General features: G+C 60.9%; 19 protein-coding genes. 6 read left to right on the plus strand and 13 right to left on the minus strand.

Annotation, left to right across the window (positions count from 1 at the left end; genetic code table 11):
• On the minus strand, window positions 1-501 hold the full coding sequence (locus tag ACYQ1P_RS16120; protein ID WP_460021365.1) for a hypothetical protein: 501 nt from the start codon (window positions 499-501) through the stop codon (window positions 1-3).
• 69 nt (window positions 502-570) lie between these two features.
• On the opposite strand from ACYQ1P_RS16120, the gene ACYQ1P_RS16125 reads away from it, so the two are divergent.
• Entirely contained in the window at window positions 571-825 is a 255-nt protein-coding gene (locus tag ACYQ1P_RS16125; RefSeq protein WP_460021366.1) for a hypothetical protein, read from the plus strand.
• Window positions 826-945: 120 nt separating this feature from the next.
• Here ACYQ1P_RS16125 and ACYQ1P_RS16130 read toward each other — a convergent pair whose 3' ends face one another.
• The 4 genes from ACYQ1P_RS16130 to ACYQ1P_RS16145 form a co-directional block, all read right to left on the minus strand.
• Entirely contained in the window at window positions 946-1,836 is an 891-nt protein-coding gene (locus ACYQ1P_RS16130; RefSeq protein ID WP_460021367.1) for a transglutaminase family protein, read from the minus strand.
• A 13-nt stretch (window positions 1,837-1,849) separates the two neighbouring features.
• The gene (locus tag ACYQ1P_RS16135; protein WP_460021368.1) at window positions 1,850-4,252 is read right to left on the minus strand and encodes a circularly permuted type 2 ATP-grasp protein; all 2,403 of its coding nucleotides are present in this window, start codon (window positions 4,250-4,252) and stop codon (window positions 1,850-1,852) included.
• A gap of 3 nt (window positions 4,253-4,255) precedes the next feature.
• Window positions 4,256-7,594, minus strand: coding sequence for a transglutaminase family protein (locus tag ACYQ1P_RS16140; RefSeq protein WP_460021369.1), 3,339 nt, complete (start codon window positions 7,592-7,594; stop codon window positions 4,256-4,258).
• 139 nt (window positions 7,595-7,733) lie between these two features.
• On the minus strand, window positions 7,734-9,641 hold the full coding sequence (locus tag ACYQ1P_RS16145) for a propionyl-CoA synthetase (RefSeq protein ID WP_460021370.1): 1,908 nt from the start codon (window positions 9,639-9,641) through the stop codon (window positions 7,734-7,736).
• Window positions 9,642-9,831: 190 nt separating this feature from the next.
• Here ACYQ1P_RS16145 and ACYQ1P_RS16150 point away from each other — a divergent pair, with 190 nt between their 5' ends.
• The gene (locus ACYQ1P_RS16150; protein WP_460021371.1) at window positions 9,832-10,824 is read left to right on the plus strand and encodes a lipid A deacylase LpxR family protein; all 993 of its coding nucleotides are present in this window, start codon (window positions 9,832-9,834) and stop codon (window positions 10,822-10,824) included.
• Here the strand turns inward: ACYQ1P_RS16150 and meaB are convergent.
• From meaB to ACYQ1P_RS16190, 8 genes are all read right to left on the minus strand, one after another.
• On the minus strand, window positions 10,821-11,834 hold the full coding sequence (meaB, locus tag ACYQ1P_RS16155) for a methylmalonyl Co-A mutase-associated GTPase MeaB (RefSeq protein WP_460021372.1): 1,014 nt from the start codon (window positions 11,832-11,834) through the stop codon (window positions 10,821-10,823). The genes ACYQ1P_RS16150 and meaB overlap by 4 nt on opposite strands.
• Entirely contained in the window at window positions 11,834-13,984 is a 2,151-nt protein-coding gene (gene scpA, locus ACYQ1P_RS16160; RefSeq protein WP_460021373.1) for a methylmalonyl-CoA mutase, read from the minus strand. The genes meaB and scpA overlap by 1 nt, the downstream gene beginning before the upstream one ends.
• Window positions 13,981-15,981, minus strand: a complete 2,001-nt coding sequence (locus ACYQ1P_RS16165; protein ID WP_460021374.1) for a methylmalonyl-CoA mutase family protein — start codon at window positions 15,979-15,981, stop codon at window positions 13,981-13,983. The genes scpA and ACYQ1P_RS16165 overlap by 4 nt, the downstream gene beginning before the upstream one ends.
• A 119-nt stretch (window positions 15,982-16,100) precedes the next feature.
• Window positions 16,101-16,538 (minus strand): DUF2141 domain-containing protein, encoded by a 438-nt coding sequence (locus ACYQ1P_RS16170; RefSeq protein WP_460021375.1) that lies wholly within the window; start codon window positions 16,536-16,538, stop codon window positions 16,101-16,103.
• Between the two features lie 211 nt (window positions 16,539-16,749).
• Window positions 16,750-17,043, minus strand: coding sequence for a 50S ribosomal protein L28 (gene rpmB / locus ACYQ1P_RS16175; protein ID WP_460021376.1), 294 nt, complete (start codon window positions 17,041-17,043; stop codon window positions 16,750-16,752).
• 85 nt (window positions 17,044-17,128) lie between these two features.
• Complete coding sequence (locus ACYQ1P_RS16180) at window positions 17,129-17,521, minus strand: CBS domain-containing protein (protein WP_460021377.1); 393 nt, start codon at window positions 17,519-17,521, stop codon at window positions 17,129-17,131.
• Between the two features lie 83 nt (window positions 17,522-17,604).
• Window positions 17,605-19,737 (minus strand): excinuclease ABC subunit UvrB, encoded by a 2,133-nt coding sequence (gene uvrB / locus ACYQ1P_RS16185; protein WP_460021378.1) that lies wholly within the window; start codon window positions 19,735-19,737, stop codon window positions 17,605-17,607.
• A 13-nt stretch (window positions 19,738-19,750) separates the two neighbouring features.
• Complete coding sequence (locus ACYQ1P_RS16190; protein WP_460021379.1) at window positions 19,751-20,452, minus strand: NnrU family protein; 702 nt, start codon at window positions 20,450-20,452, stop codon at window positions 19,751-19,753.
• Window positions 20,453-20,786: 334 nt separating this feature from the next.
• Between ACYQ1P_RS16190 and ACYQ1P_RS16195 the strand changes: the two genes are divergently transcribed.
• From ACYQ1P_RS16195 to ACYQ1P_RS16210, 4 genes are all read left to right on the plus strand, one after another.
• Window positions 20,787-21,077 (plus strand): TusE/DsrC/DsvC family sulfur relay protein, encoded by a 291-nt coding sequence (locus ACYQ1P_RS16195; RefSeq protein WP_460021380.1) that lies wholly within the window; start codon window positions 20,787-20,789, stop codon window positions 21,075-21,077.
• Window positions 21,078-21,303: 226 nt separating this feature from the next.
• The gene (locus ACYQ1P_RS16200; RefSeq protein WP_460021381.1) at window positions 21,304-21,966 is read left to right on the plus strand and encodes an SEL1-like repeat protein; all 663 of its coding nucleotides are present in this window, start codon (window positions 21,304-21,306) and stop codon (window positions 21,964-21,966) included.
• 175 nt (window positions 21,967-22,141) lie between these two features.
• Window positions 22,142-23,047: a hypothetical protein gene (locus ACYQ1P_RS16205; RefSeq protein ID WP_460021382.1), complete on the plus strand. Its 906-nt coding sequence runs from the start codon at window positions 22,142-22,144 to the stop codon at window positions 23,045-23,047.
• 106 nt (window positions 23,048-23,153) lie between these two features.
• A complete protein-coding gene (locus ACYQ1P_RS16210) occupies window positions 23,154-24,170 on the plus strand; it encodes an SEL1-like repeat protein (protein ID WP_460021383.1) in 1,017 nt (338 codons plus the stop codon).
• The last annotated feature ends 50 nt before the right edge of the window (window positions 24,171-24,220 follow it).

Genomic DNA, 24,220 nt, shown 5'->3' on the forward strand with positions numbered 1-24,220 from the left:
CTACATGCCGGTTTGCGCCTTGAAGGTCTTGAACGATCCGACCCAGAACCAGACCACCGTGCCGTCCGGGGCCTCGACCCCCACCGTGCGATGCTTCATGCCGACGCGGAAGGAGAAAATCGGCTGGGTTTGATGAATCTGCTTGAACCGCAAACCCGGTGTCATGGGATTCTGTTTCCATTGACGATAGGTTTGTTCGGCCAAAGTACGGATTTCCTCGGGTAGATCGTCGAAGCTATCCCAATAGGCACCCTCGCGTCCCAGATTATCCAGCGGCTGGGTAATGAATTGCAGGGACATTTTGGCGGCCACTTTTTTATAAGCCTTGAGCGCCTTGCTGGCCGTTACTTCCAGCCACTTCTGGGCCTGCGGCGTGGCTATGAGGCGGTCCCATTCGGTTTTGTCCTCCACTCGATCAAGAATGTCGTGGGCCATCCGGGCGCGGTCTTGTTCGGGCAGCGTATTCAGGGCGGCAAAGGCCCGTTCCATCAGTTCGTCCATTTCGGTCTCCTGTGTGTCATATGATCGTTCTGCGTCAGAGCGTCAGACGACGACAGGTGGCCCCGTTGGTTGAATGCGATGGCCGGTAAAGGGGAGATGGAGGGAAAAAACGTTCGCGTCGGAGATGCAGGCATCCCTCACGCCTGGACGCGGCAGAATTTGGCCCGCGACCAGACCCGCGCCCGCGCCATCCTCGCTTGTTTTCTCGGACTCGGAAAGTTCAACGGCGTCCGCGACGATCCACACACCGCGCTTCGAAAACCCGATGTTCGTGTACAACCCGGCAGCTATCGCCGCCAACAGGACCAGGACGCGAATATGTAAACGGTGCAATCGAGGCACGGAAAAACCATTCCAACGAGCATGAGTTCCCAATGGATATACGCCCCGGGGCGAAAGATGGCAAGGCAAGAGCCCGGCGCGACAGAGACCGGGGGGGGAGTCTCACGTCTCCATGTCCTCCAGCGGAATGACGTCCACCGCCTGCTTGCTGGTCTGTCCGCCAGCGGTGCGCAACACGCCGCGCACGGGGGCAACATCGGCATAATCCAGCCCACGGGCGACGACGATATGATCGGTCCCGGCGGTCATGGCGTTGGTCGGGTCGTATTCGATCCAGCCGCAAGCCGCCCCGCACCAGGCCCGAACCCAGGCATGCATGGCGTCCGCCCCTTCCAGCCGCGGCGTTCCCTGCGGCGGGATGGTGCGCAGGAAGCCACTCACGTAACCGGCCGGAATACCCAGGCCACGCAGGCAGGCAATCATGACATGGGAGAAATCCTGACACACTCCATGCTTATGGGAAAAGGCTTCCAGGGGGGTGGTCGTGACCGTGGTCGCCTCGGGATCGAATTTCATGTCCCGATGCAGGGCCTGCCCGATGGCCAGGACCATGTCGCGGACATTCCAGTCCGGTGCCGTCTGGGCCCGGGCATAATCGGTCATCATGGCATGCGGTATCACGCGGGGGGACTGCGCCCGGAAATGCAGCGGCGAAGTCGGCCCCAGGTCCCGGCATTCCTGCAATTCCCGGTTCAGGTTCTCAAGGTTGGGAGCCGAGCCATAGAACTCGTTCGGGATCAGTCGTTCCACTCGGGCCTGAACCGAGAACGTGATCCGGCTGTGCGGCTTTCGATAGGCAATTTCCGTCACCGGGTTGCCAAAGAAATCGGTTTTGTTGAGACGTTCCTCCGGCGTCGGACGGACATCCAGATTTCCGGCGATCAGCCGCTGTTCACCCGGCAGATCCATCGGCATGAGCAGCAGGGCATGCCGTCCGGTATCCGCCGGGCTGGCGTAGGCGTAGGTGATTTTCAGGCCAATGTCGTAGCGCATGTCCGACGGCTCACTATTTCAGATAGGCGGCTGTCAGATCATTGGACAGGGCCGCGATCTGGTTGCCGAGGGCGTGAAAGGAGGAGGCCCCAAGGGTATCGGGCGTGCTGACGGCCAGGGAGGATTGTGCTTTCAGAATGGCCCGCGTCAGGGGCGACATCTGTCCGGCAATCTCAGCCCCCGGCAGTTGATCGGCATTCTCGCGCAACTCGTTGAGTTGGAACAGAATGGCGCGCGGATTTTTGGTATCAAGCGCCAGCAGATCAATCACCGTTTCCCGGGTCGCCTCAATGGGATACAGACGTCGATGCACCATCACACTGTCGCCGACCTCAATGGCCAGATCGAGACTGCCGTCCGGGGCCTTCAGGTCGATGAAGCGGGCCAGCAGTTGCGACATGGCCAACGCCCGCTCCAGCGAGCGACCGATGCTCAGGAAATGCCACCCTATGAAGCGGTACATGTTTTCGTGCACCAGACCGGAAAAGCCGGTGACCTTGCGCAGCAAAACGCCCATGGCGCGCGCCGTGTCATCGCCCGGTTCCAGATTGCGTTCCATCTGACGGACCGTCTTGCCAAGATCCTCCAGCGCCATCCAGCCATCGACGGAGAACCGGTCGCGGACATTTCCACCGCTGTTCAGCGCCGCCCCCAGGGTCTGCAACAACCCCTTGCGCAATCCGTCCTCCGGGTCGACTTCCCGAACCTTCATGTGATTTGACAGATGTTGCAGCAGCCGCATATTCGGATTGCCGGACTCGGCAAGTCGCGCATGATAGGCGCGCAGCAAGCGAATAGTCCCTTCGGCGCGCTCCACATACCGTCCCAGCCACAACAGATTATCCGCCGCCCGACTGGGCAAAACGCCCGGCTCCCCCCGCAGATAGGGGCCGGATGAGGTTGGATGCATGGTGCTGGTATCGACCGGCTTGTCGCAAACGACCCAGACATCCGCCGCCGAGCCGCCGGTCTGCATGGCAATGGCCGAGGGATCTTCGGTGCGCCCGATACGCGCGAATCCGCCCGGCATCACCTGCCAGCCGTTTTCCGTTCGGGCCAGGAAGACCCGTAGACTCATGGGACGGGGCACCAGTCGACCGTCCACATGGGCCGGGGTCGTCGACAGGGTGACCGCTTCCTGACCGACAAATTGCGCCCCGCAGTCTTGCAGATGATCGGCCAGGGTGCCCGTCCCTTCCCCGATCAAGCGCCCGCCGATGGCGGTGGTATCAGAACGCTCGAAGGGCAAATTGGTCGACAACGCCCGACCGATGACCATGCGGTCCACGTTTGCCCGAACGTAGGCGCCCTCCTTCTCCTGCCCACACCACCAAGTGGCCAGGTTGGGCAGGACCAACGACTGTCCGAGCAGAAATTCGCTGATCCGCGGCAGGAATGCCAGCATGGCCCGGGTTTCCAGCACCCCGGCCCCGATGGCGTTCACCAGGGTCACATTGCCCTGACGAATGGCCCCCAGCAGCCCCGGCGTGCCCAGTCGCGAGCCCTCGTTCAGTTCCAGCGGATCGGTCCAGACGGAATCGAGCCGCCGCCAGAGCACGCTGATCGGCCGAAGACCTTCTACCGTGCGCACCATGAGCTGCCCGTTCTCGACCCGCAGGTCTTCCCCTTCGAGCAGCATGAACCCCAGGTATCGGGCAATATAGGCATGTTCGAAATAGGTATCGTTCAGCGGTCCCGGCGTCAAAATACCGACGCGGTTTTCCGAGTCGCCCCAGTGATGCTTCATGGCGTCGCGAAAGGCGCGGAAAAACCCGGACAGGCGCAGCACATTCGAACTGGAAAAAATGTCGTTGAACACGCGCCGCGTCGCCACCCGGTTTTCCAGGGCGAAACCGGCACCCGATGGGGCCTGGGTCCGGTCGCCGAGCACCCACCAAGTACCGTCCGGCCCGCGACCGATTTCAAAGGCGATGAAGTGCAGGAAATGGCCGGAAGGTGGACGCACCCCGACCAACGGTCGCAGCCACTCGGGGCTGGCCGCGATCAACGAGGCGGGCAGATATCCCTGCGCCACCAACTCGTTGGGGCCGTACAGGTCGGCCACCACCCGTTCCAACAGTTCCGCCCGTTGCACCAGACCGGCCGAAATCTGCCGCCATTCCTTTTCGTCGACCAGCACCGGAACATGACTCAAAGGCCAATCGCGCAGACTTTCGTCCTCCGGGCCGTACTGACGATAATAGACCCCGGCATCGCGCAAATGCTGATCGCCACGGGCGAAATGCCGCGTGATGTCCTGCTCCGACATATGAGCCAGATGATTTGCGAAACGCCGCCAGACCGGCCGAATGCTCCCGGTTGAATCCAGCAGTTCGTCGGCCACGCCGGCTGGCGGGCGATACCCGTCGAGCAGCGCAGCCAGGTATTGATCCGTCGCGTTTTCCAATACGGACATGGTTCAGAGCCCCGGCGGTCGACGCAGATCGAGGGTCATGGGGAATTCCCGATGCGGCACCTCCGAAAGCGGCTCAAAGGGGCCGGGGCTATGGCCATGCGGTTCGAACCGCGCCAGACGCCGGGCCTCCGCCTCGTAGCCGTTGACCGGGAACGTCTCGTAATTGCGCCCCCCCGGATGGGCCACATGATAGACACAGCCGCCGATGGCGCGCCCGGCCCAGGTATCGAAAATATCGAACGTCAACGGCGCATCCACCGGCAATACCGGATGCAGGGCCAGGGCCGGTTGCCAGGCCTTGTAGCGCACCCCGCCGACCGCGACCCCGCTGGTGTTGGTCTTGATCAGCGGCACCCGGCGCTTGTTGCAGGTCACCACGTAGCGTTGCGGATCGGCGGTGGTCAGCTTGACTTGAAGCCGTTCGACGGAGCTGTCGGTATAGCGCACGGTGCCGCCGATGGCACCTGTTTCGCCCAACACATGCCAAGGCTCCAGGGCCTGACGCAATTCCAGGTTCACCCCCTCGACGGTGACTTCACCGCAGAACGGAAACCGGAACTCGGCCTGGGCGGTGTACCATTCGGGACGCAACTCGAACCCATGCTCCTTGAGGTCCCCCAGCACATCGAGGAAATCCTCCCAGACAAAATGCTGCAACATGAAACGATCATGCAGCACCGTCCCCCAGCGGGTGAGTTGGCCCCCGACCGGAGACAACCACATGCGGGCAATCAAGGCGCGCAGCAGGACCTGCTGGGCCAGACTCATGCGCGGATCGGGCGGCATCTCGAAGCCGCGGAATTCGACCAGCCCGAGCCGACCGGTCGGCCCGTCGGGAGAATAGAGCTTGTCGATGCAGATCTCGGCCCGGTGGGTGTTGCCGGTCACGTCGATCAAAATATTGCGCAATAGCCGATCCACCAGCCAGGGCGTCGGGGCCGCACCCACTTCGGGATGCGGAATCTGGGCCAGGGCGATCTCCAGTTCATACAGGGAATCGTGGCGCGCCTCGTCGATGCGCGGGGCCTGACTGGTCGGGCCAATGAACAAGCCGGAAAACAGATAGGACAGGCTGGGATGGCGTTGCCAATGGAGAATCAGACTGCGCAGCAGGTCGGGTCGGCGCAGGAACGGGCTGTCGAGGGTCGTCGCCCCGCCCACCACCACATGATTGCCGCCGCCGGTGCCCGTATGGCGCCCGTCGATCATGAACTTCTCGGCCCCCAGTCGGCACTGGCGCGCCTCTTCATAGACCGCCTCGGTGGTGGCGACGCAATCTTCCCAACTGGCGGCGGGATGAATATTGACCTCCAGCACGCCCGGGTCCGGGGCGACCCGAATGACATTCATCCGGGGATCGTGGGGCGGCGTATAGCCCTCGATATGGATGGGCATACCCAGACGTTTCGCCGCCTTTTCCACCGCGTCGATCAATTCCAGATAGTCCTCGATACGCTCCACCGGCGGCATGAACACGCACAGACGTCCGTCGCGCGGTTCCACCGACAGGGCCGTTCGCACCTCTTCGCCCAGTTCTCCGATTTCCTGTTCGACCACATTCTGCACAGCTTCGTTGGCAGTAAAGCGGGCCACGGCCTGCCCATGCTGTTCCAGACCGGGCTTTTCCGGATCGGTCTTGTCGAAATCGGGCAGTTCGCCGCGCGGCTCGGTGGGATCGGCGGTATAAATATAGGGATAGGAGGCTGCGGGCACATGGGGCAGCGCCTTCAACGGCAACCGGAAACCGACCGGGCTGTCGCCGGGCACCAGGAACACATGGCCGCGCCGGGTCTTCCAGCGTTCGGATTTCCATTTCCGGCCCGTCGATTTGGATTGCCAGCGCTGGATCGGCAGTACATAGCCCGACGGTTCGGTCAGCCCACGCCCGAACACCCGAGCGATACGGCCCCGCTCTTCCGGGTCCTTCAGCTTGGAATTCTCCGGCGTGACGTTTTCCGGCAGACTGCCTTCCTTGATGATCCATTCGGCGGGGTCCTCATAGGCGGGCACCACCATCTCCGGCGCCACGGCCAAAGTCTCGGCGATGGATTGCAAGAGGGATTCCGCCTCCGCCGGACCGCAGCCGGTTTGCTGACCTTCCTCAGCCACCAATGCCGCGTCGCGCCAAATGGGCTTGCTATCGTTGCGCCAATACAGGGAGAAGGTCCAACGGGGCAGGCTTTCGCCGGGATACCACTTGCCCTGCCCATAATGCAGGAAACCGCCCGGCGCGAAGCGGTCGCGCAGGCGACGGATCAGGGTATCGGCCAAGGCGCGCTTGTGCGGCCCCACGGCGTCAGTATTCCACTCGGCGGATTCGAAGTCGTCGATGGAAACGAACGTCGGCTCGCCGCCCATGGTCAGGCGCACGTCGTTGGCCTTCAGCACCGCATCGACCTTGTGCCCGAGAACGTCCAAAGCCTCCCAGGCCTCGTCGGAGAATGGCTTGGTGATGCGCGGATGCTCGGCCACCCGGGCAACCTGCATGTCGAAGGCGAAATCCACCTCGGCGAGGCTGGCGGCCCCGGAAATGGGGGCGGCGTTGCGATAATGCGGGGTCGCCGCCAGGGGGATATGGCTTTCCCCGGCCAGCAGACCCGAAGTCGGGTCGAGTCCGATCCACCCGGCACCGGGCAGATAGACCTCCACCCAGGCATGGAGATCCGTGAAATCATGATCGGTGCCCGGAGGCCCGTCGAGGGACACCACATCCGGCTTGAGCTGGATCAGATAGCCCGACACGAAGCGCGCCGCAAAGCCGAAATGGCGCAGCACCTGGACCAGCAACCAGCTCGAATCGCGGCACGATCCGGTGCCTGCCGAGAAGGTTTCCTCGGCCGTCTGAACCCCGGTTTCCAGGCGGATGACGTAGCCCACCGCCTTCTGCACCCGGGCATTGAGATCGACCACGAAATCCACGGTGCGAGTCTTTTCGCGCGGAATGCCGTCCAGAAAGGCCTGCAACTGCGGCCCCACCGGATCGGCCCGTTTGTAGATCGCCAGATCCTCGCGCAGATCTTCCGGATACTCGAACGGCCAGAATTCAGCCCGGCTCTCGACAAAGAAATCGAACGGATTGTAGACCACCATGTCGGCCACCAGATCCACTTCGATCTTCAATTCCCGCACCGGTTCCGGGAACACGTAACGGGCCAGCCAGTTGCCATAGGGGTCCTGCTGGTAATTGACGAAATGGTCTGGCGGACTGACCTTCAGCGAATGGGAAACCACCCGGGTCCGGCTGTGCGGAGCCGGGCGCAGGCGAATAATCTGCGGCCCCAGCGTGACCGGCCGGTCATATTGGTAGTGAGTCAGGTGGTGGATACTGGCAAGGATGGACATTGTAAGTCTATACGCCTAGGGAGGAGACGGGGGAAAGGAAGAGTGTCATAGATCAACCGCGCGCGCCATCCCCCATAGTGCACGCCACCTGTGCACGATGACCGCAGCCCCTCAAACCAAAGTACCAGAACCAAAATCCCTAGCTCTTGCGGGCCTTTGCGTATCCGACTCCCTCCAGGCTTTCTTCGATCTCGTCGAGAATGACTGGATCGTCGATGGTCGCCGGAATCTTGAAGTCCTCGTTATCGGCGATTTTCTGCATGGTGCCGCGCAGAATCTTGCCCGAGCGGGTCTTGGGCAGGCGCTGAACCACGGTCGCCGTCTTGAAGGCCGCCACCGGGCCGATTTGCTCGCGCACCATGCGCACCACTTCCTTGATGATCTGGTCGTGCGGCTTGTCCACCCCGGCCTTGAGCACCAGGAAGCCCAACGGCAATTGTCCCTTGAGCTGATCGGCCACGCCGATGACGGCGCATTCGGCCACATCCGGATGATGGGCCAGCACTTCCTCCATGCCACCGGTGGATAACCGGTGACCGGCCACGTTGATGATGTCATCGGTGCGCGACATGATATAGACGTAGCCTTCGTCGTCGATGAACCCGGCATCGGCGGTTTTGTAGTAGCCTGGGAAGTCCTCCAGATAGGCCTCGCGGAACCGTTGTTCGGCGTTCCACAGGGTTGGCAGGGTCCCCGGCGGCAGTGGCAGCTTGACCACGATGGAGCCGATATCCCCGGCCTTCACCGGTTTCAGGTCATCGTCCAGCACCTGCACATTCCAGCCCGGCACCGCCTTGGTTGGCGAGCCCGGCTTAACCGGAAATTCATGCAATCCCATGCAGTTGGCGGCGATGGCCCAGCCGGTTTCGGTCTGCCACCAGTGGTCGATCACCGGCACCTTCAAGGTGTCGATGGCCCATTGCAAAGTATCAGGATCGGTGCGCTCCCCGGCCAGGAATAAGGTGCGGAAGTGACTCATGTCGTATTGCCGGAGCAACTCCGCCTTGGGATCGTCGCGCTTGATGGCGCGGAAAGCCGTTGGCGCGGTGAACATCACCGAGATCTTGTACTCGGAGATCACCCGCCAGAATGCCCCGGCATCGGGGGTGCCCACCGGCTTGCCCTCGTAGACCACGGTGGTGTTGCCGTTGAGCAGCGGCGCGTAGCAGATGTAGGAATGACCGACCACCCATCCCACGTCGGAGGCGGCCCAATAGACCTCGCCGGGTTCCACGTTATAGACGTTCTTCATGGTCCATTTGAGCGCCACCGCATGGCCGCCGTTGTCGCGCACCACACCCTTGGGCTGGCCGGTGGTGCCGGAAGTATAGAGAATATAAAGCGGATCGGTCGCCGCCACCGGCACGCAGTCGGCCGGTTGCGCCGCCGCCGTCGCCTCGGCCCAGTCCAGATCCCGACCCGCGATCAGGTCACAGTCCTGTTGCGGGCGCTTCAAGATCAAACAGGTACCCGGCTTGTGTTTGGCCAATTCGATGGCTTTGTCGAGCAGGGGTTTATAGGCGATCACCCGCCCCGGCTCGATGCCGCAGGAGGCCGAGACGATGGCTTTCGGTTTGGCATCGTCGATCCGTACCGCCAGTTCATTGGCTGCGAAGCCGCCGAACACCACTGAATGCACCGCCCCCAGGCGGGCACAGGACAGCATGGCCACCAGCGCCTCGGGCACCATCGGCATATAGACGATGACCCGGTCACCCTTGGTAACCCCGCGCGCCTTGAGGGCTCCAGCGAAGGCCGCTACCTGCGCCTGAAGCTCGGCATAACTGATGCTGCGTTTGCTGTTGGTGATCGGGCTGTCATAGATAATCGCCGCCTGCGCGCCCCGGCCCTCTTCCACATGGCGGTCCACGGCGTTGTAGCAGGTGTTCAACTCACCGCCGACGAACCAGCGATACATCGGGGCGTTGCTGTCATCGAGCACGCGATCCCATTTTTTGCTCCAGACGATCCCCTCGGCGGCCTCGCCCCAGAATCCTTCCGGGTCTTCCAGCGACCGTTTGTAGGCCAGATCATAGGCGTTACTCATGGGACCCCCCTTTGCAAAATGACACGAAATCCTACCTGTTTGGGCAGGAATAGCCCTGCCCGAGAAGGGGAAGTGTGCCAAAATCCAACCAACATGCAAAGGGGATTTGTGGCTTTTTCGTATTGCCACTGCGAAACGTCTTTCCGCACGTGCTATACTCCCCCGAAGTCAATAGAGTCGCGGCCCATTCATGCGTTTTTTCTGGATCATTTTGGCGGCCTGGATCGGAGCAACCGTCCCCTGCATCGCCGACGACTCCGCCGCAGACGCGCGCGGCACCTTCACGCTGGTGCTGGAAAACGATCTGTTCGGCGGCGGCACCGATCAGCATTACACCCATGGCACTCGCGCCGCCTGGCTGTCCCCGGAAGGGGATGTGCCAACCAAGGTGGCGGAATGGGCCAATCTGATGCCGCTGTTCGCCGAGGGGGGACGCAAGCGGGTGTCCTACAGTCTCGGTCAGAACATCTATACCCCCACGGACATCCGACCCGCCACCCTGCTGGTCAATGACCGCCCCTACGCCGGATGGCTCTATGGCGGCATCGGCCTGATTTCCGATACCGGACGACGGCTGGACAATTTGCAATTGGAACTGGGCATGGTCGGTCCGGCGGCCCTGGCCGGGGAAACCCAGGCCTTTGTGCATGGCCTCATCGACAGTCCCGACCCCAAAGGCTGGGGCAACCAACTGCATAACGAGCCGGGTCTGGTGCTGACCTACGAACGGCAATGGCGCAAATGGCACGAGTTCAACTTCATGGGCCTGGAAGTCGATGCCACGCCGCGCGCCGGGGGTAGCCTGGGCAACGTCTACACCCATCTGGAGGCCGGTGTCACTTTGCGCCTCGGCAACGACCTGCCGTCCGATTACGGCCCGCCGCGCATCCGCCCCAGCCTGCCCGGCTCCGACTTCTTCCACCCCACCGAAGGACTCGGCTGGTATGTGTTCGCCGGGCTCGGCGGGCGCCTAGTCGGCCATAACATTTTTCTCGATGGCAACACGTTCGGCCACAGCCACAGCGTCAATAAGGAACGGCTGGTCGGCGATCTCCAGGGCGGGCTGGCGCTCACCTGGGGCCGCGCCCGCATTGCCTATACCCACATCATCCGTTCGGCGGAATACGTGGGGCAAGGGGCCATCGACCGCTTCGGCGCGCTGTCGGTATCGGTACGGTTTTAATCCTCGACCCGAAAGGCGTTTAGAATTTGGTCGCTGGCGGTGCTGGGATTGAGGTCCCCGTCATGCACTGCCCGTTCCAGTTCGGCCATCATCCCACGCACTCGGGGATGGGCCCGCAGTTCCTCTTGCAGCCGTGATTCGACCATCGCCCACATCCAACGCAGGCGCTGCTTTTGCCGCTTTTCGGTCAGTTCGCCGTTGGCGTCCAGGGCTTGGTGATGGGCTTGCAGGGTATCCCAGAGTTTGTCCAGTCCATTGCCGGTCACGGCGCTCATGCAGAGCACTTCGGGCTGCCAGACCGAAGCGCTGGGGGTCATGATATGCAAGGCGCTGCGATAGCTCCGTGCGGCGGATTCGGCGCGCAGCAGATTGTCGCCATCGGCCTTGTTGACGGCGATCACATCGGCCAGTTCCAGAATGCCCTTCTTGAGCCCTTGCAGTTCGTCCCCCGCCCCAGGCAGCATCAGCACCAGGAACACATCGACCATCTGGGCGACCACCGTTTCTGACTGACCGACCCCCACCGTCTCGACCAGGATCACATCGTAGCCCGCCGCTTCGCACAGCAGCATGGTCTCGCGGGTGGCCCGGGCGACGCCGCCCAGGGTGCCCGCCGAAGGGGACGGACGGATAAAGGCATTGGGATCGGCGGAGAGCTGCTCCATGCGCGTCTTGTCGCCAAGGATGGAGCCGCCGGAACGGCTCGACGACGGGTCCACAGCCAGCACCGCCACCCGATGGCCGCGTGCGGTCAGGTAGCATCCAAAAGCCTCGATGGCGGTACTCTTGCCGACTCCGGGCACTCCGGTGATGCCGATGCGGTGCGCCTGTCCGGTGCCGGACAGCACCAATTGCAACAGGGCATGGGCCTCTTTCCGGTGGTCCGGATGGGTGCTCTCAATCAGGGTGATGGCGCGGGCCAGCGCCGCCCTGTCCCCGGATTTCAGTCCCGCTGCCAATTCCGCCACGGTAGGTCGGCGGCGGACGGTAACGGGTGGTGGTCCAGCCATTAATCCGCCTTGTCCTGATGTCCCAGGATGGCTTCCAGCTTCTCCAGCAACTCAATGGCCGCATCGGCGATCACCGTCCCCGGCGGATAAATGGCCTGTGCCCCGGCGGCATAGAGCGCCTCGAAGTCGCGCGGCGGAATGACCCCGCCGACCACCACCATGATGTCTGGACGACCGAGCTTTTCCAACTGCTCCCGGAGTTGTGGCACCAACGTCAAGTGACCGGCGGCCAGCGACGAGGCGGCGACCACATGCACATCGTTTTCCACCGCCTGCCGGGCCGCTTCCTCGGGCGTCTGGAACAACGGGCCGATATCCACATCGAACCCCAGGTCGGCAAAGGCCGAGGCAATGACCTTCTGGCCCCGGTCATGGCCGTCCTGACCCATTTTGGCGATCAGGATGCGCGGTCGGCGTCCCTCCCGGGCATCGAAGCGTTCGACCATCTCACGCAGCTTGATCACGTTGCTTCCCTCGCCCACTTCACTGCCATAGACCCCGGAGATGGTCTGCACCACCGCCTTGTGGCGACCATAGACCTTTTCCAGGGCTTCGGAAATCTCTCCGACGGTGCATTTGGCCCGTCCGGCTTCCACCGCCAGGGCCAGCAGGTTGCCCTGGCCGGAGTCGGCGGCGGCGGTCAGGGCGGCGAGGGCCGAGGCCACATCGGCGTCGTTGCGCTCGGCCCGCAGCCGGGACAGCTTGTCCAACTGCGCCTGACGGACGGCGGAATTGTCCACCTTGAGCACGTCGAGGGGGTCTTCATGGTCGGGCCGGTAGCGGTTCACCCCGACCACCGTCTGACGACCGGAATCAATGCGCGCCTGGGTGCGGGCCGCCGCCTCCTCGATGCGCAGTTTGGGAATGCCCGCCTCGATGGCCTTGGCCATGCCGCCGGTCTGTTCCACCTCGGTGATATGTTCCCAGGCCCGGGCCGCCAGATCGGCGGTCAGCTTCTCCACATAATAGGAGCCGCCCCAGGGGTCGATCACACGGCAGGTGCCGGATTCCTGTTGCAGGTAGAGCTGAGTATTGCGGGCAATGCGGGCCGAGAAATCGGTCGGCAGAGCCAGCGCCTCATCGAGGGCATTGGTATGCAGGGACTGGGTATGACCCTGGGTGGCGGCCATGGCCTCGATGCAGGTCCGGGTCACGTTATTGAACACGTCCTGCGCCGTCAGCGACCAGCCCGAGGTCTGCGAATGGGTGCGCAGGGACAGGGATTTGTCGTTTTGCGGATCGAACTGCTTGACCAGCTTGGCCCACAGCAGCCGGGCAGCGCGCAACTTCGCCACCTCCATGAAAAAATTCATGCCGATGGCCCAGAAGAACGACAGACGCGGCGCGAAAGCATCCACATGCAGCCCCGCCTTCTGCCCGGCGCGGATATATTCCACCCCGTCGGCCAGGGTGTAGGCCAGTTCCAGATCCGCCGTCGCCCCGGCTTCCTGCATGTGATAGCCGGAAATGGAGATGGAGTTGAAGCGCGGCATGTTCTGCGAGGTGAAGGCAAAGATGTCCGAGATAATGCGCATACTCGGGGTCGGCGGATAGATGTAGGTATTGCGGACCATGAACTCCTTGAGGATGTCGTTCTGGATGGTGCCGGTCAGTTTTTCCAGCGGCACCCCCTGTTCCTCGGCGGCGACGATGAACAGGGCCATGATCGGCAGTACCGCGCCATTCATGGTCATGGAGACGCTCATCTTGTCCAACGGGATACCGTCGAAGAGAATCCGCATGTCGAGGATGGAATCAATGGCCACCCCGGCCATGCCCACGTCCCCGGCCACCCGGGGATGGTCGGAATCGTAGCCCCGGTGGGTCGCCAGATCGAAAGCCACAGATAGCCCCTTCTGACCGGCGGCCAGATTGCGCCGGTAGAAGGCATTGGAATCTTCGGCGGTGGAGAACCCGGCATATTGCCGCACCGTCCAGGGGCGCTGGGTATACATGGTCGGATAGGGACCGCGCAGAAACGGCGGCAGTCCCGGCCAGGTGTTGAGGAAATCCAGGCCGTCCAGGTCCCGGGGCTCGTACAACGGCTTCACCGTGATGCCTTCCGGGGTCAGCCAGTCGGCCCCCTCGACCTTTTCATCGGTGCGGGCCGGAGCCCAGGGAATGGTGGTGAAATCAGGTATGCCGGTCATGATCCAATCACCCCCATGTCGCTCAGAATGGTGCTCAGGGCGTCCAACAGATCGTCGCCCAAGGCAATGAACTGATCCACCCCCGCCGCCCGGTCGGAGGCTTCCCGTTCGCCCGGCTTTCCGGCCAACAGCAGACGCTGACAGCCCGCCTGTTTGAGTGCCGGGGCGAACCGCGATACCTGCTCTTCGTACTGCGCGTCACTGCCGCACAGCACGGCGAGAGTCGCCCCGCTTTGCCGGAATGCCGCGACCATGGCCTCGGGATCGCTGAACCCGGAATTGGGGATCGTTTCGATGCCCCCGGCCTCGAAATAGTTCTTGGCGAATGAGGCACGCGCCGTGTGTTCGGCGACCCGACCCAGGTTGGCCAGAAAGATCTTCGGACGCACGCCGGTTTTCTCTTCCCAGACCTCACAGGCCTGACGCAACGCCTCAAAGGGTTCGGACAGACGGTGCGAGGGCAGCGGCTCCACATGGCTCGCAGAGGTGCCAAAAGCCGCCCGCATGGTCGCCACCGTGCTCCCGGCCCCGGTGGAAAAGGCCAGCGCCACGGTCATGGCACCGCCGCCGGTCTCCACGGAATCGCTCACCGGCGCGCCGCCCTGGACCGCCGCCGCGCGCAGACGCTCCCGGTCGACCGGTTCGGTCTCGATCTTTTTCTCGGCGATATTGGGAAATTCCGAAACCCCGGTGATCGGCTCCTTGCGCTTGGCCAGATTGCGCCGCCTGGCGGCCCGGGTGTCGGCCAGCCGCTTGGCCAATTCGCCATTTTCAAGCAGCGTCACCAAGCCGCCCTGCCCCTCGATCTCCTGGAACAAGGCCCAGGCGCGGGAGGCCAATTCGTCGGTGAGATGCTCCACGTACCAGGACCCGCCCGCCGGATCGGCGACCCGACCCAGGTTGGATTCCTCACGCAGCACCAGTTGCAGATTGCGCGCCACCCGGTGGCTGAATTCGGTGGACAGGCCAGAGACTGCGTCCATCGGCAGGGCGGTGATACTGTCGGCCCCGCCGAGCGCCGCCCCGAAGGTGGTGGCCGTGGCGCGCAGCAGATTGACCCAGGGATCGCGCCGGGTCATCACCCGTCGGGCGGTGATCGCATGCAGGGTCAGGTGACGGCCCTCCTCGGCGATACCGCAGGCTTCGGCGAAGCGCGCCCAAAGGCGTCGGGCGGCGCGCATTTGCGCCATGGTCAGGAACAGGTCCCCGTCCACCGGCAGCGAAGCCTCCATGAGAGCCAGAGAATCGGTCGGCGACATATTCTCCCGGTCGGCCAGTTGGCGGGCGTAGGTGGCGGCGCTGGCTAATAGACAGGCCAGACTCTGCACCCCGTCGGCCCCGGCCTCGTGGTAGGGGGCCATATCCAGACGCAGGGCCTTGGACCCGGGCGCGTCCCCATGCACAAAGGCCGCCAGATCGGCCATCTGCGCATAGGCGGTCTCCAGCCCTTGCGGCAGCACGCCGGTGGCCGCTAAAGTGCCCAGCGGATCGGCCCCGAAGGACAGGCGCAGTTCTCCCAGATCCCATCCGCGCCGCGACGCCAGACCAATCAGCAGGGCCGCATAGGACGCAAAATCGGCTCCGGGAAGCAGGGCCAGCGGGACTCGGGTCAGATCGACCCCGGCCAACAGAAGGTCCATATCGTCGAGGCTGCGCACCAGGGCACCCTGCGCACCCTCGGCGTCAAGGGCCAGCAACAGGCTGTCCACGCCATTGTCCAGGTCCTTGCGCAAAGCCTCATTACAGGCCCGCGGATCGGGGTGATCATGGAATTGCCGGATATCCCAGCTTCCCGGTTGGGCCGAATAGGCCCTCGGCGGTTCCGTTTTTCTGTCCGCCGCCCCATAGAGCGGCTGCACGGCGAACCCCTCGTGGGTTCGGGACACCAGACGGCGCTCGAAATCCGCGCCCTTCAGCGCCTGCTCGGCCAGAGCGCGCCATTGGTCGTAGCCAACTTCAGGAAAACCGGAAGTCCAATCCATACCCTGTGCGTTCATCTGTCCCCATCCCCTTAGCGGCCAAGTATCGTTGGCGAAGGCGGTCAGTTTCACGCCATCAGAGGATGGTGGTCAAGATGTATGATGCGACGCAGCACACATTAGCACAATCAAAAGATCTAATATACCATGCGCACGACGATCTGAGCCCCGGGATCATCAATATTCACCACCGCATCCTCGAACGCCGAAGGACCGGAGATTTTGGGGTTATTGCTGAGCGCCCAACCCTCGGTCGGAATCATGCCCAGAAACCGATTCAGTTGGCCGTCGTTGTCTTCATCATGGAAGACCATCAGCGCATACTGCCCCGGTTCCAATCCGGCATAGGCCAAGACCGCACGCCCCGGACGGGACTTGAACCGCGTGCTTTGCACGGCTTTGTCAAAATGGCGGAAATCCTCGCTGCTCTTCCACAGAAAAGCGCGCACGGTTCCCCCGTGATCCCGCAGACCATTGATGATCACTTCCAGATCCGCCGCTTTGGCCGATCCAGTCGTCATCCCGATTCCCGTCGCCAACACGGCGGCGGCACACACCCGAATCAGGCGATTCATAGTCACCTCGTATTATCTTATAACACTATCAACCCAGTTTGGTCCGATTCTGTCAAATTAATATTAATCTTTGCGGGCCTCCGATTCCCGATGCTCACTGTCCTCATATCTTGTGGCGAAAAAAGGGCAAACCGAGGCAATGGAGACCCGATCCACATGAAAAAGCCCGCCGTGAGGCGGGCTCGTCCGGTCGTACCGAAGGGCTAAACCCTTAGGCCGCCTTGCGTTCCATGGCCTTCTTGAGGCGCCGCTTCAAACGACGCGCCTCGTCGGTCAGGCGGGTGTCGGCGGTGTTCAGGAGGTAGCTGTCGAGACCCCCATTGTGTTCGATGGTGCGGATGGTTTGCGTGCTCAACCGCAGGCGCACAGCCTGACCCAGAACATCGCTCATGACCGAGGTCACCTGCAAATTGGGCAGGAAGCGACGGCGGGTCTTGTTATGGGCGTGGCTGACGTTGTTTCCCGTCATCACGCCTTTGCCGGTCAGGGCGCAGCGTCGTGCCATGGTCCGAATTCCTCAATAAAAAACACAGGCGGAACCGGCAACCGGCCCCGAAGAGCGGTTGTTCTAGTGGAAGGCACGGCAAAGGTCAAGACCCTGTATCGCCGTCCGCCGAGTTCGCCAGCGCCCGCCGGGAAACCACGCCCACCAGCTTGTCGCCGTCCATCACCGGCAGGTGCCGATAGCCCCCCGCGTCCATGATATGCAGGGCTTCGGAGGTCAGTGTTTCCGGCGTAACGCATTTGGGATCGCGGGTCATCACGTCCCGCACCTCGGTCATGTCCGCGTTGCGGCGGGTGGCGACGAAAATCCGCAGGGCATCGCGCTCGGTGAAAATCCCCAGCAGCTTGCCCTCCTCGACCACCACCACGGCCCCGACGTTCTTGTCGTTCATGGCCCGTCCGGCCTCGCGCACCGTGGCGTGACCATCCACTTGCACCAACTCGTGGCCCTTAATCACATCGGCGATTCGTATTGTCATCCCAGCCCACTCCCATTGCGTTTCAGACTCTGTTGTTGGGATCATTGTTGCGCCGCAAACAAAATCTAGCAAGGGGCATTGCATCAGCGAACGGTTCGACGCCCCGCGCGGCCCTTGCCGGACCCCGGTTGACCCTGGGCCCGGGCGGCGGCGCGGGGAGCCACCCCGGCTCCGTCGAGCCCCAGTTCATGGGCTTCCAGGCGGCGAATCTCGTCGCGCAGGCGGGCCGCTTCCTCGAACTCCAGGTCGGCCGCAGCGGCGCGCATGCGTTTGTCCAGTTCCACCTTGACCTGGGCCAGATCCTTGCCAACCACCTCGGTCGGGCCGCCGCTCTCGGACAGCCGCACGGTCACGTAATCCTGTTCCGCCACGTCTTCGAGGATATCGGAAATCTTTTTGCGGATGCTTTCCGGGGTGATGCCATGGGCAGCATTGTAGGCCTGTTGCTTTTCCCGACGGCGGTTGGTCTCCGAAAGGGCATAGTCCAGACTCTCGGTCATCTTGTCGGCATAGAGAATCACCCGCCCCTCCACATGGCGGGCGGCCCGTCCGATGGTCTGAATCAACGAGCGTTTGGAGCGCAGAAAGCCTTCCTTGTCGGCATCGAGAATGGCTACCAGGGCACATTCGGGGATATCCAACCCCTCGCGCAGCAGGTTGATGCCGACCAGCACGTCGAAGGCCCCGAGGCGCAGATCGCGGATGATTTCGATGCGCTCCAGGGTATCAATGTCGGAATGCATGTAGCGCACCCGCACCCCCTGCTCATGCAGATACTCGGTCAGATCCTCGGCCATGCGCTTGGTCAGCACGGTGACCAATACCCGCTGACCTTTGGCGGCGCTGGTCCGGCATTCGGCCATCAGGTCATCCACCTGATGTTCCACCGGACGAATCAGGCAGACCGGGTCGATCAGGCCGGTGGGACGGATCACCTGTTCGACGAACACGCCGTCCGTGCGCTCCATTTCCCAGTCGCCTGGGGTGGCCGACACATGGATGGTCTGCGGGCGCATGGCATCCCATTCCTCGAACTTCAACGGTCGGTTGTCCACACAGGAGGGCAGCCGGAAGCCGAACTCGGCCAGGGTGCTCTTGCGATTGAAATCGCCCCGGTACATGCCGCCCAGCTGCGACACGGTGACATGACTCTCATCAACGATCAGCACCGCGTTCTCAGGCAGATATTCGAACAGGGTCGGCGGCGGTTGCCCCGGTTCGCGACCGGTCAGGTAGCGCGAGTAGTTCTCGATGCCCGAGCAATGACCGGTGGTTTCCATCATCTCCAGATCGAAGGTGGTCCGTTCCTCCAGCCGCTGGGCTTCGAGCAATCGGCCCGCCGCATGCAGTTCCTCCAGTCGCGCCTTCAGCTCCGTCTTGATCTTGATCATCGCCTGCTGGATGGTCGGGCGCGGGGTGACATAGTGGCTGGCCGGATAGACGGTGATCTCCTCCAGGCTGCCGGTTTTCTCGCCGGTCAGGGAATCGATCTCGCGAATTTCCTCCACCTCGTCGCCGAAGAACGACACCCGCCAGGCCCGGTCTTCGTAGTGGCTGGGGAAGATCTCCACCACATCGCCGCGCACCCGGAAGGTGCCGCGATGGAACGAGGCGTCGTTGCGCTGATATTGCAGTTCCACCAGCCGCTTCATCAACCCGTTGCGCGGCACCTCCTCGCCCACCGCCACCCGGACCACCATCTCGGCGTAGGTTTCCGGAGCACCGATACCATAAATACAGGACACCGAGGCGACGATGATCACGTCGTCGCGCTCGAACAAAGCGCGGGTGGCCGCATGGCGCATGCGGTCGATCTGCTCGTTGATCGCCGAGTCTTTCTCGATATAGGTATCGGTCCGCGCCACATAGGCTTCCGGCTGGTAGTAGTCGTAATAGGAGACGAAATATTCCACCGCGTTATGGGGAAAGAAGCCCTTCATCTCCGCATAGAGCTGCGCCGCCAGGGTCTTGTTGGGAGCCAGCACCAGCGCCGGGCGCTGCACCTGCTCGATGACCTTGGCGACGGTGAAGGTCTTGCCCGAGCCGGTGACCCCCAACAGCACCTGATCGCGCTCCGCTTGCTGCAAACCGGCTACCAACTCGGTGATCGCCTGCGGCTGATCCCCGGCCGGCGTATAGTCGGATTCCAGCCGAAACGCCGGACCATCACCAACCGGCTGGCGCTTTTCGGGGATAAAGGGGAGCTTGGCCGTCATCGGATCGGCGCTTCTACCATTCGATGCCGGGCAAGGGATTGACGCCGAAAATGCGGCTGTGCCAGAACATCAGCGCGCCGAACAGCACCACACCCCCAATCAACCGCCAGATGCCGATCTCGGCCAGCGAAGTGCGGCTGCGCTTCTGGAGAATCGCGACAAAAGGCACATGCGAGGTCTCTTCCGCCAGTCGCTGCCACAGCAGACCACCCACGGCGGCCTTGCGGCGGTCGAGCAAGGCCGAACCGGCCAGGGCCAAAAAGGCCAATCCGCCAAAGAAAAGCGCCGAGCCCGCGTCACCCAGGGCCAGGACGTGACAGATCCCCCACAGCGCCATCGCCCACATCACCGGATGACGGGTGATTTTGATGATGCCAGCCAGGGGCTGCCGGACGGCCAGTTTTTCCATCCCCACCGAGGTCGGGTTGACCACCGTGTAGCCCGCTACCAATAACAGGGCGGCCATCAGCATGCCGGTCATCGGCAGATGCTGAAAAAACATCGGCGGCACCCAAAGCACGACTTTCGGCGCCTGCTGGTACGCCACCACCATCCACACCAGGGTCAGCGCCGCGATGAGGGAATACAGGCCGCGGAAGGGCCATTCCCCGAGACGGGCCACCAACGGCCCGCGCACAACCGGCCAGGACAACAGCATATGGCTCCCGACAAAGGCCAGGCTGGCAAGGGCGAGAGTGGTGAGTGTCCCGGTCATCGGCTCAGTAGATCATGTCCGAAGGCAATAGAAAAGCCCGGTTCTCCGGGGGGAAAGAAGAACCGGGCCTGAAAGTTTAGAGGGGCGCGATGGGACGAGGTGCTTGGGGGAAGCGGGGAGGATGGGCCGCCCCATCGCGTTAAGATCATCATCGCGCTTTTCGCCCCCGTTTGCCGTGACGGCCATCACAGGAAATCATTTTTTTTTCGAAATAATTAGAATTATTTTTTCTAAAATTTTGCCGAAACCCCTCCCCAACCCCTCTTGATATCGCAATTTGTGTCCCCATCTGACCAACAAGTGCAAATCGTTATTATTTTATTGGAGTTGAACGATGGGATTGAATGTGGATGGTGAAGGCTACCTCGTAGACCGCACCGAATGGAACGAAGCCGTAGGGGCTCAACTGGCCGAAACCGATGGCTATGAACTGGACGAGGACAAACTGAAATTCATTCAGGAAGCCCGTCGCATGTATGACGAAAACGGCACGGTTCCGGCCCTGCGCAAGTTCTCCAAGGAAATGGGCATGGACGTGAAGGAGCTTTATGCCCACTTCCCGACCGGCCCCATGAAGATGATCTGCAAATGGGGTGGCCTGCCCAAGCCGACGGGCTGCGTCTGACCGCCGATCTACTCTGTAAATACTCTCCATAAACGCCGCGCCCATAACCGGAGCGCGGCGTTTTTTTTGAGCCGGGAACAAGGGGACGCAAGAACAATTTCGCTCTTTTTTTGACTGCCTAAAATGCTAAACTACCATCAATAGAAAACAAGGTGTCGGCTCCATGATACCAATTTTCACCAAAGCATTTTGGCTGACCAAGCCTGCGAAGAGGTGGAGCTTTAGGGTGGCCCAGGTTCTGGTGGCGACAAATTTGATGGCCGCCATCTATACCGGGCTGATCGACTTTGGTCTCATGGCCCCCGATAACCAACTGCCCGCGCAGATCACCGCGACCCTGCCCGCCACCGAAGTCGAGGACCTGTATCGCCAAGGAATGGTGCACTTCAAAGAACGGGACTATAAAGCGGCCTTTCCGCTATTGCAGCAAGCGGCTCTCAACGGGCACCGGGAGGCGCAGTATCGCGTTTCTGCAATGTATTCCCTTGGTTGGGGTGCTGAAGAAGATGATTGCCTCGCGATCGAGTGGATTGATGCCGCCGCCAGACAGGGACATGCTGCGGCTCAGATGGAATTGGCGGATGCCATGGGCGGCCCAATATCGGGTTGGGGGAGTCTGGCGCACAGGCCGCAGCAACGCTTGCACTGGATCTACGAGGCCGCCAGCCATGACAATGAGGACGCCCTCGAGGCTCTGGAGAACGGACATGCCTATGACGACTGGTTCCTAACAGACGCAGGTATCGAAGAAGTAAAAACAAGCCATTCCCAATGGCTGGCCAAGAATCAAACCCCCGAAAAGATTGTCAGAATGCCCATGATTCCCATCGTCACACGATTGGGAACGGCTGTTTTCGGTCGATATAGAGGTTGCAATTATATGTACTGAATTCGAAGCTTCATTTTTTATTATTCCGTCTGCGAAGCTCATTTTGAAGTTGGGTCGCCTCATGCACTTTGTACGAGCCATAAGCATCTGCCGCCATGATAGTATATGCACTGTCACCGCAATACCCATAGTTAAATGCACTGTCACCGTAACCCACCGTAACCCATGGAGATGAATGGATAAGGCGAAACTGTACGTGTTCAGTCATAAGATGCGCTTAATCTTGATTATTATCGGTGCTATTCTGATTTCCGGTATCGGCATCTATACGGGGATCTCGTTTATTATGATTCCCCTAGCGCTGCGGAACGGAGCGAATCCCTGCACATTCGAAGCATTGACCTATGTTTGGGGCGATATTCCCGAAGAAGCTAAAATTGCGTCACCATTTTCGACTCAATCAGATTTAGACCGAAAGTCCGAATCTGAACTTGTGGCAAAATTGCCCGGGTCAGATATCCTCCATGCTTATGATCTTTTTGAAAAAGGTGAATGCGAAGGGGCCAGAAGTGAATTGTTTTACAGAGTCCTCAATGATTCTGCAGACCTGACGAACGAGAACCGGAAGTGGGTAGACGACAGTGACTGGCGGGCAAGTTTCAAAATCATGTTTGGCCAAGTCATTGTTGAGGTGAATGACCTTGAGGCCGGTGACTCTGCAGTTCCATACCGTATATGGAAGAAATCACTAGATGAACGGGGGATAGAAGGTCTCCGGCCACTGGATTTTACTCTTTTATCCCTTGCGAAGAAGAAGGGAAACAAGGACGCTGCGTTTGATATGGCTGTCTACCATTTCATCGAATACGATCCTGCAGACACCCAATCCATTGAACTGGGATTCGACAGACTCCGCTGGCTGGCCTTCGATGGCCATGAAAAAGCCATGTGGTATCTGGTTGACGCCTATACCAGCGGAGCGAGAATCAAGCGAAATGATCCTGCTGCCTATTACTGGCTGATTAAGGGTCAACAGCACGGAATTGAAGTCGAGGACGCCAAGCGGCGCATCGAACCGCATCTGTCGCCGGAAGATCGTCAAAAGATTGCGTACTGGATGCAGCACGGCGGCCTACCGTGATGCATGGTCATTGATCTGGGCAGTTGTGTTCCTTCAAGCAACGTTTATGTCAGAGTCACGCCATCGCCCCCTTTCTCTAGTTGGTTTTCTATAATATAATGCGATCATGAGACGCATAATAAACCTCACCACGATTTTTCTCGCCGGTGCGCTTTGGGTCTTCCAGGCTGGGTCCGGTGTTGCGCAAGAGTATGGGTCCAAAAATGGAGATTTTAGCGAAAGGCGGCTCAGGTCTCTCGCGGAAGAGGGACATCTTCCCGCCATTTTGGATATGGCCCGGCGCCACCTTCAGGGCGACGGGGTGGACAGAAACAGAGGCGTGGCCTGGTATTGGCTGAAACGGGCGCAGCAAGCAAACGCCGACATATCCCTCATCACGACGATCCCCTTAGAGCGTCTCCTTGAAGAGATGGATGAAAAAGAACGCTTTGTTTTGGCCTATCTGGCGCATGTCCATGATGACCTCGATTTGAGCGGTATCAACATCCCGCCATCATTCCAGCCCTTAACGCACGAGGTTCCCGAACCCCTGACGGACCAGGAAGTTGTGACGTATATGGAAAAGTTCAGAGGCCTAAAAAAACATACGGACATCAAAGCCTACCTTGCAGTGGAACACGAACTGATGGCCCGGACTGGGGGGCTCCGATATCTGGGCAATCTGTCCATCCATGCGCAGATCCGCCCCTTGGGAATGGATAACGATGAATTCGTACTGCGTATATGTAACTACCAGCGGTCGATTGAGAGAATATTTCCTAAAAGTCGCATGGGTCCCGCTGAGCAACTTAGGCAAAAAGAACTCGCGTTGTCTGTCCAGTTCGAAAAGAGATTCATCCAAAATGTAGAGGATATTCTGCAATGCGGACGGATTTATCCAACTCTGGAGAGTCGAGGAATGGCCGAGGCTCTCTTATGGGCGAAAAGCTTGAACCAAATGAATCCGGTCGCTTTACGCGAGCTTGCAGCAAAGCACTTCGAAATATTTGGTTCTAGCAGCCTCAGAAGCTTTAATATTGAGCGAATAAATGCCGACCCTGAGGAATCATATGTGCTTTTTAGCCATTATTTGCTTGCCAATAAGATCCAGAGATTCGCTGAGTTTAAAGAGCAAATACCGTGAAATACAATGGATTTTGTATAAGTATGATATTAATACTCTTTTTTTAATTA

The organism is Magnetospira thiophila (assembly GCF_054657015.1).

Bases quoted from the DNA above. Each gene is read 5' to 3' on its own strand.
- ACYQ1P_RS16150 (WP_460021371.1), top strand. From the start codon at position 9,832: ATGCGTTTTTTCTGGATCATTTTGGCGGCCTGGATCGGAGCAACCGTC.
- ACYQ1P_RS16205 (WP_460021382.1), top strand. From the start codon at position 22,142: ATGGATAAGGCGAAACTGTACGTGTTCAGTCATAAGATGCGCTTAATC.
- ACYQ1P_RS16120 (WP_460021365.1), bottom strand. From the start codon at position 501: ATGGACGAACTGATGGAACGGGCCTTTGCCGCCCTGAATACGCTGCCC.
- ACYQ1P_RS16165 (WP_460021374.1), bottom strand. From the start codon at position 15,981: ATGAACGCACAGGGTATGGATTGGACTTCCGGTTTTCCTGAAGTTGGC.
- ACYQ1P_RS16180 (WP_460021377.1), bottom strand. From the start codon at position 17,521: ATGACAATACGAATCGCCGATGTGATTAAGGGCCACGAGTTGGTGCAA.
- ACYQ1P_RS16140 (WP_460021369.1), bottom strand. From the start codon at position 7,594: ATGTCCATCCTTGCCAGTATCCACCACCTGACTCACTACCAATATGAC.
- ACYQ1P_RS16170 (WP_460021375.1), bottom strand. From the start codon at position 16,538: ATGAATCGCCTGATTCGGGTGTGTGCCGCCGCCGTGTTGGCGACGGGA.
- uvrB (WP_460021378.1), bottom strand. From the start codon at position 19,737: ATGACGGCCAAGCTCCCCTTTATCCCCGAAAAGCGCCAGCCGGTTGGT.
- ACYQ1P_RS16135 (WP_460021368.1), bottom strand. From the start codon at position 4,252: ATGTCCGTATTGGAAAACGCGACGGATCAATACCTGGCTGCGCTGCTC.
- ACYQ1P_RS16190 (WP_460021379.1), bottom strand. From the start codon at position 20,452: ATGACCGGGACACTCACCACTCTCGCCCTTGCCAGCCTGGCCTTTGTC.
- ACYQ1P_RS16145 (WP_460021370.1), bottom strand. From the start codon at position 9,641: ATGAGTAACGCCTATGATCTGGCCTACAAACGGTCGCTGGAAGACCCG.
- ACYQ1P_RS16210 (WP_460021383.1), top strand. From the start codon at position 23,154: ATGAGACGCATAATAAACCTCACCACGATTTTTCTCGCCGGTGCGCTT.
- ACYQ1P_RS16195 (WP_460021380.1), top strand. From the start codon at position 20,787: ATGGGATTGAATGTGGATGGTGAAGGCTACCTCGTAGACCGCACCGAA.
- scpA (WP_460021373.1), bottom strand. From the start codon at position 13,984: ATGACCGGCATACCTGATTTCACCACCATTCCCTGGGCTCCGGCCCGC.
- ACYQ1P_RS16130 (WP_460021367.1), bottom strand. From the start codon at position 1,836: ATGCGCTACGACATTGGCCTGAAAATCACCTACGCCTACGCCAGCCCG.
- meaB (WP_460021372.1), bottom strand. From the start codon at position 11,834: ATGGCTGGACCACCACCCGTTACCGTCCGCCGCCGACCTACCGTGGCG.
- rpmB (WP_460021376.1), bottom strand. From the start codon at position 17,043: ATGGCACGACGCTGCGCCCTGACCGGCAAAGGCGTGATGACGGGAAAC.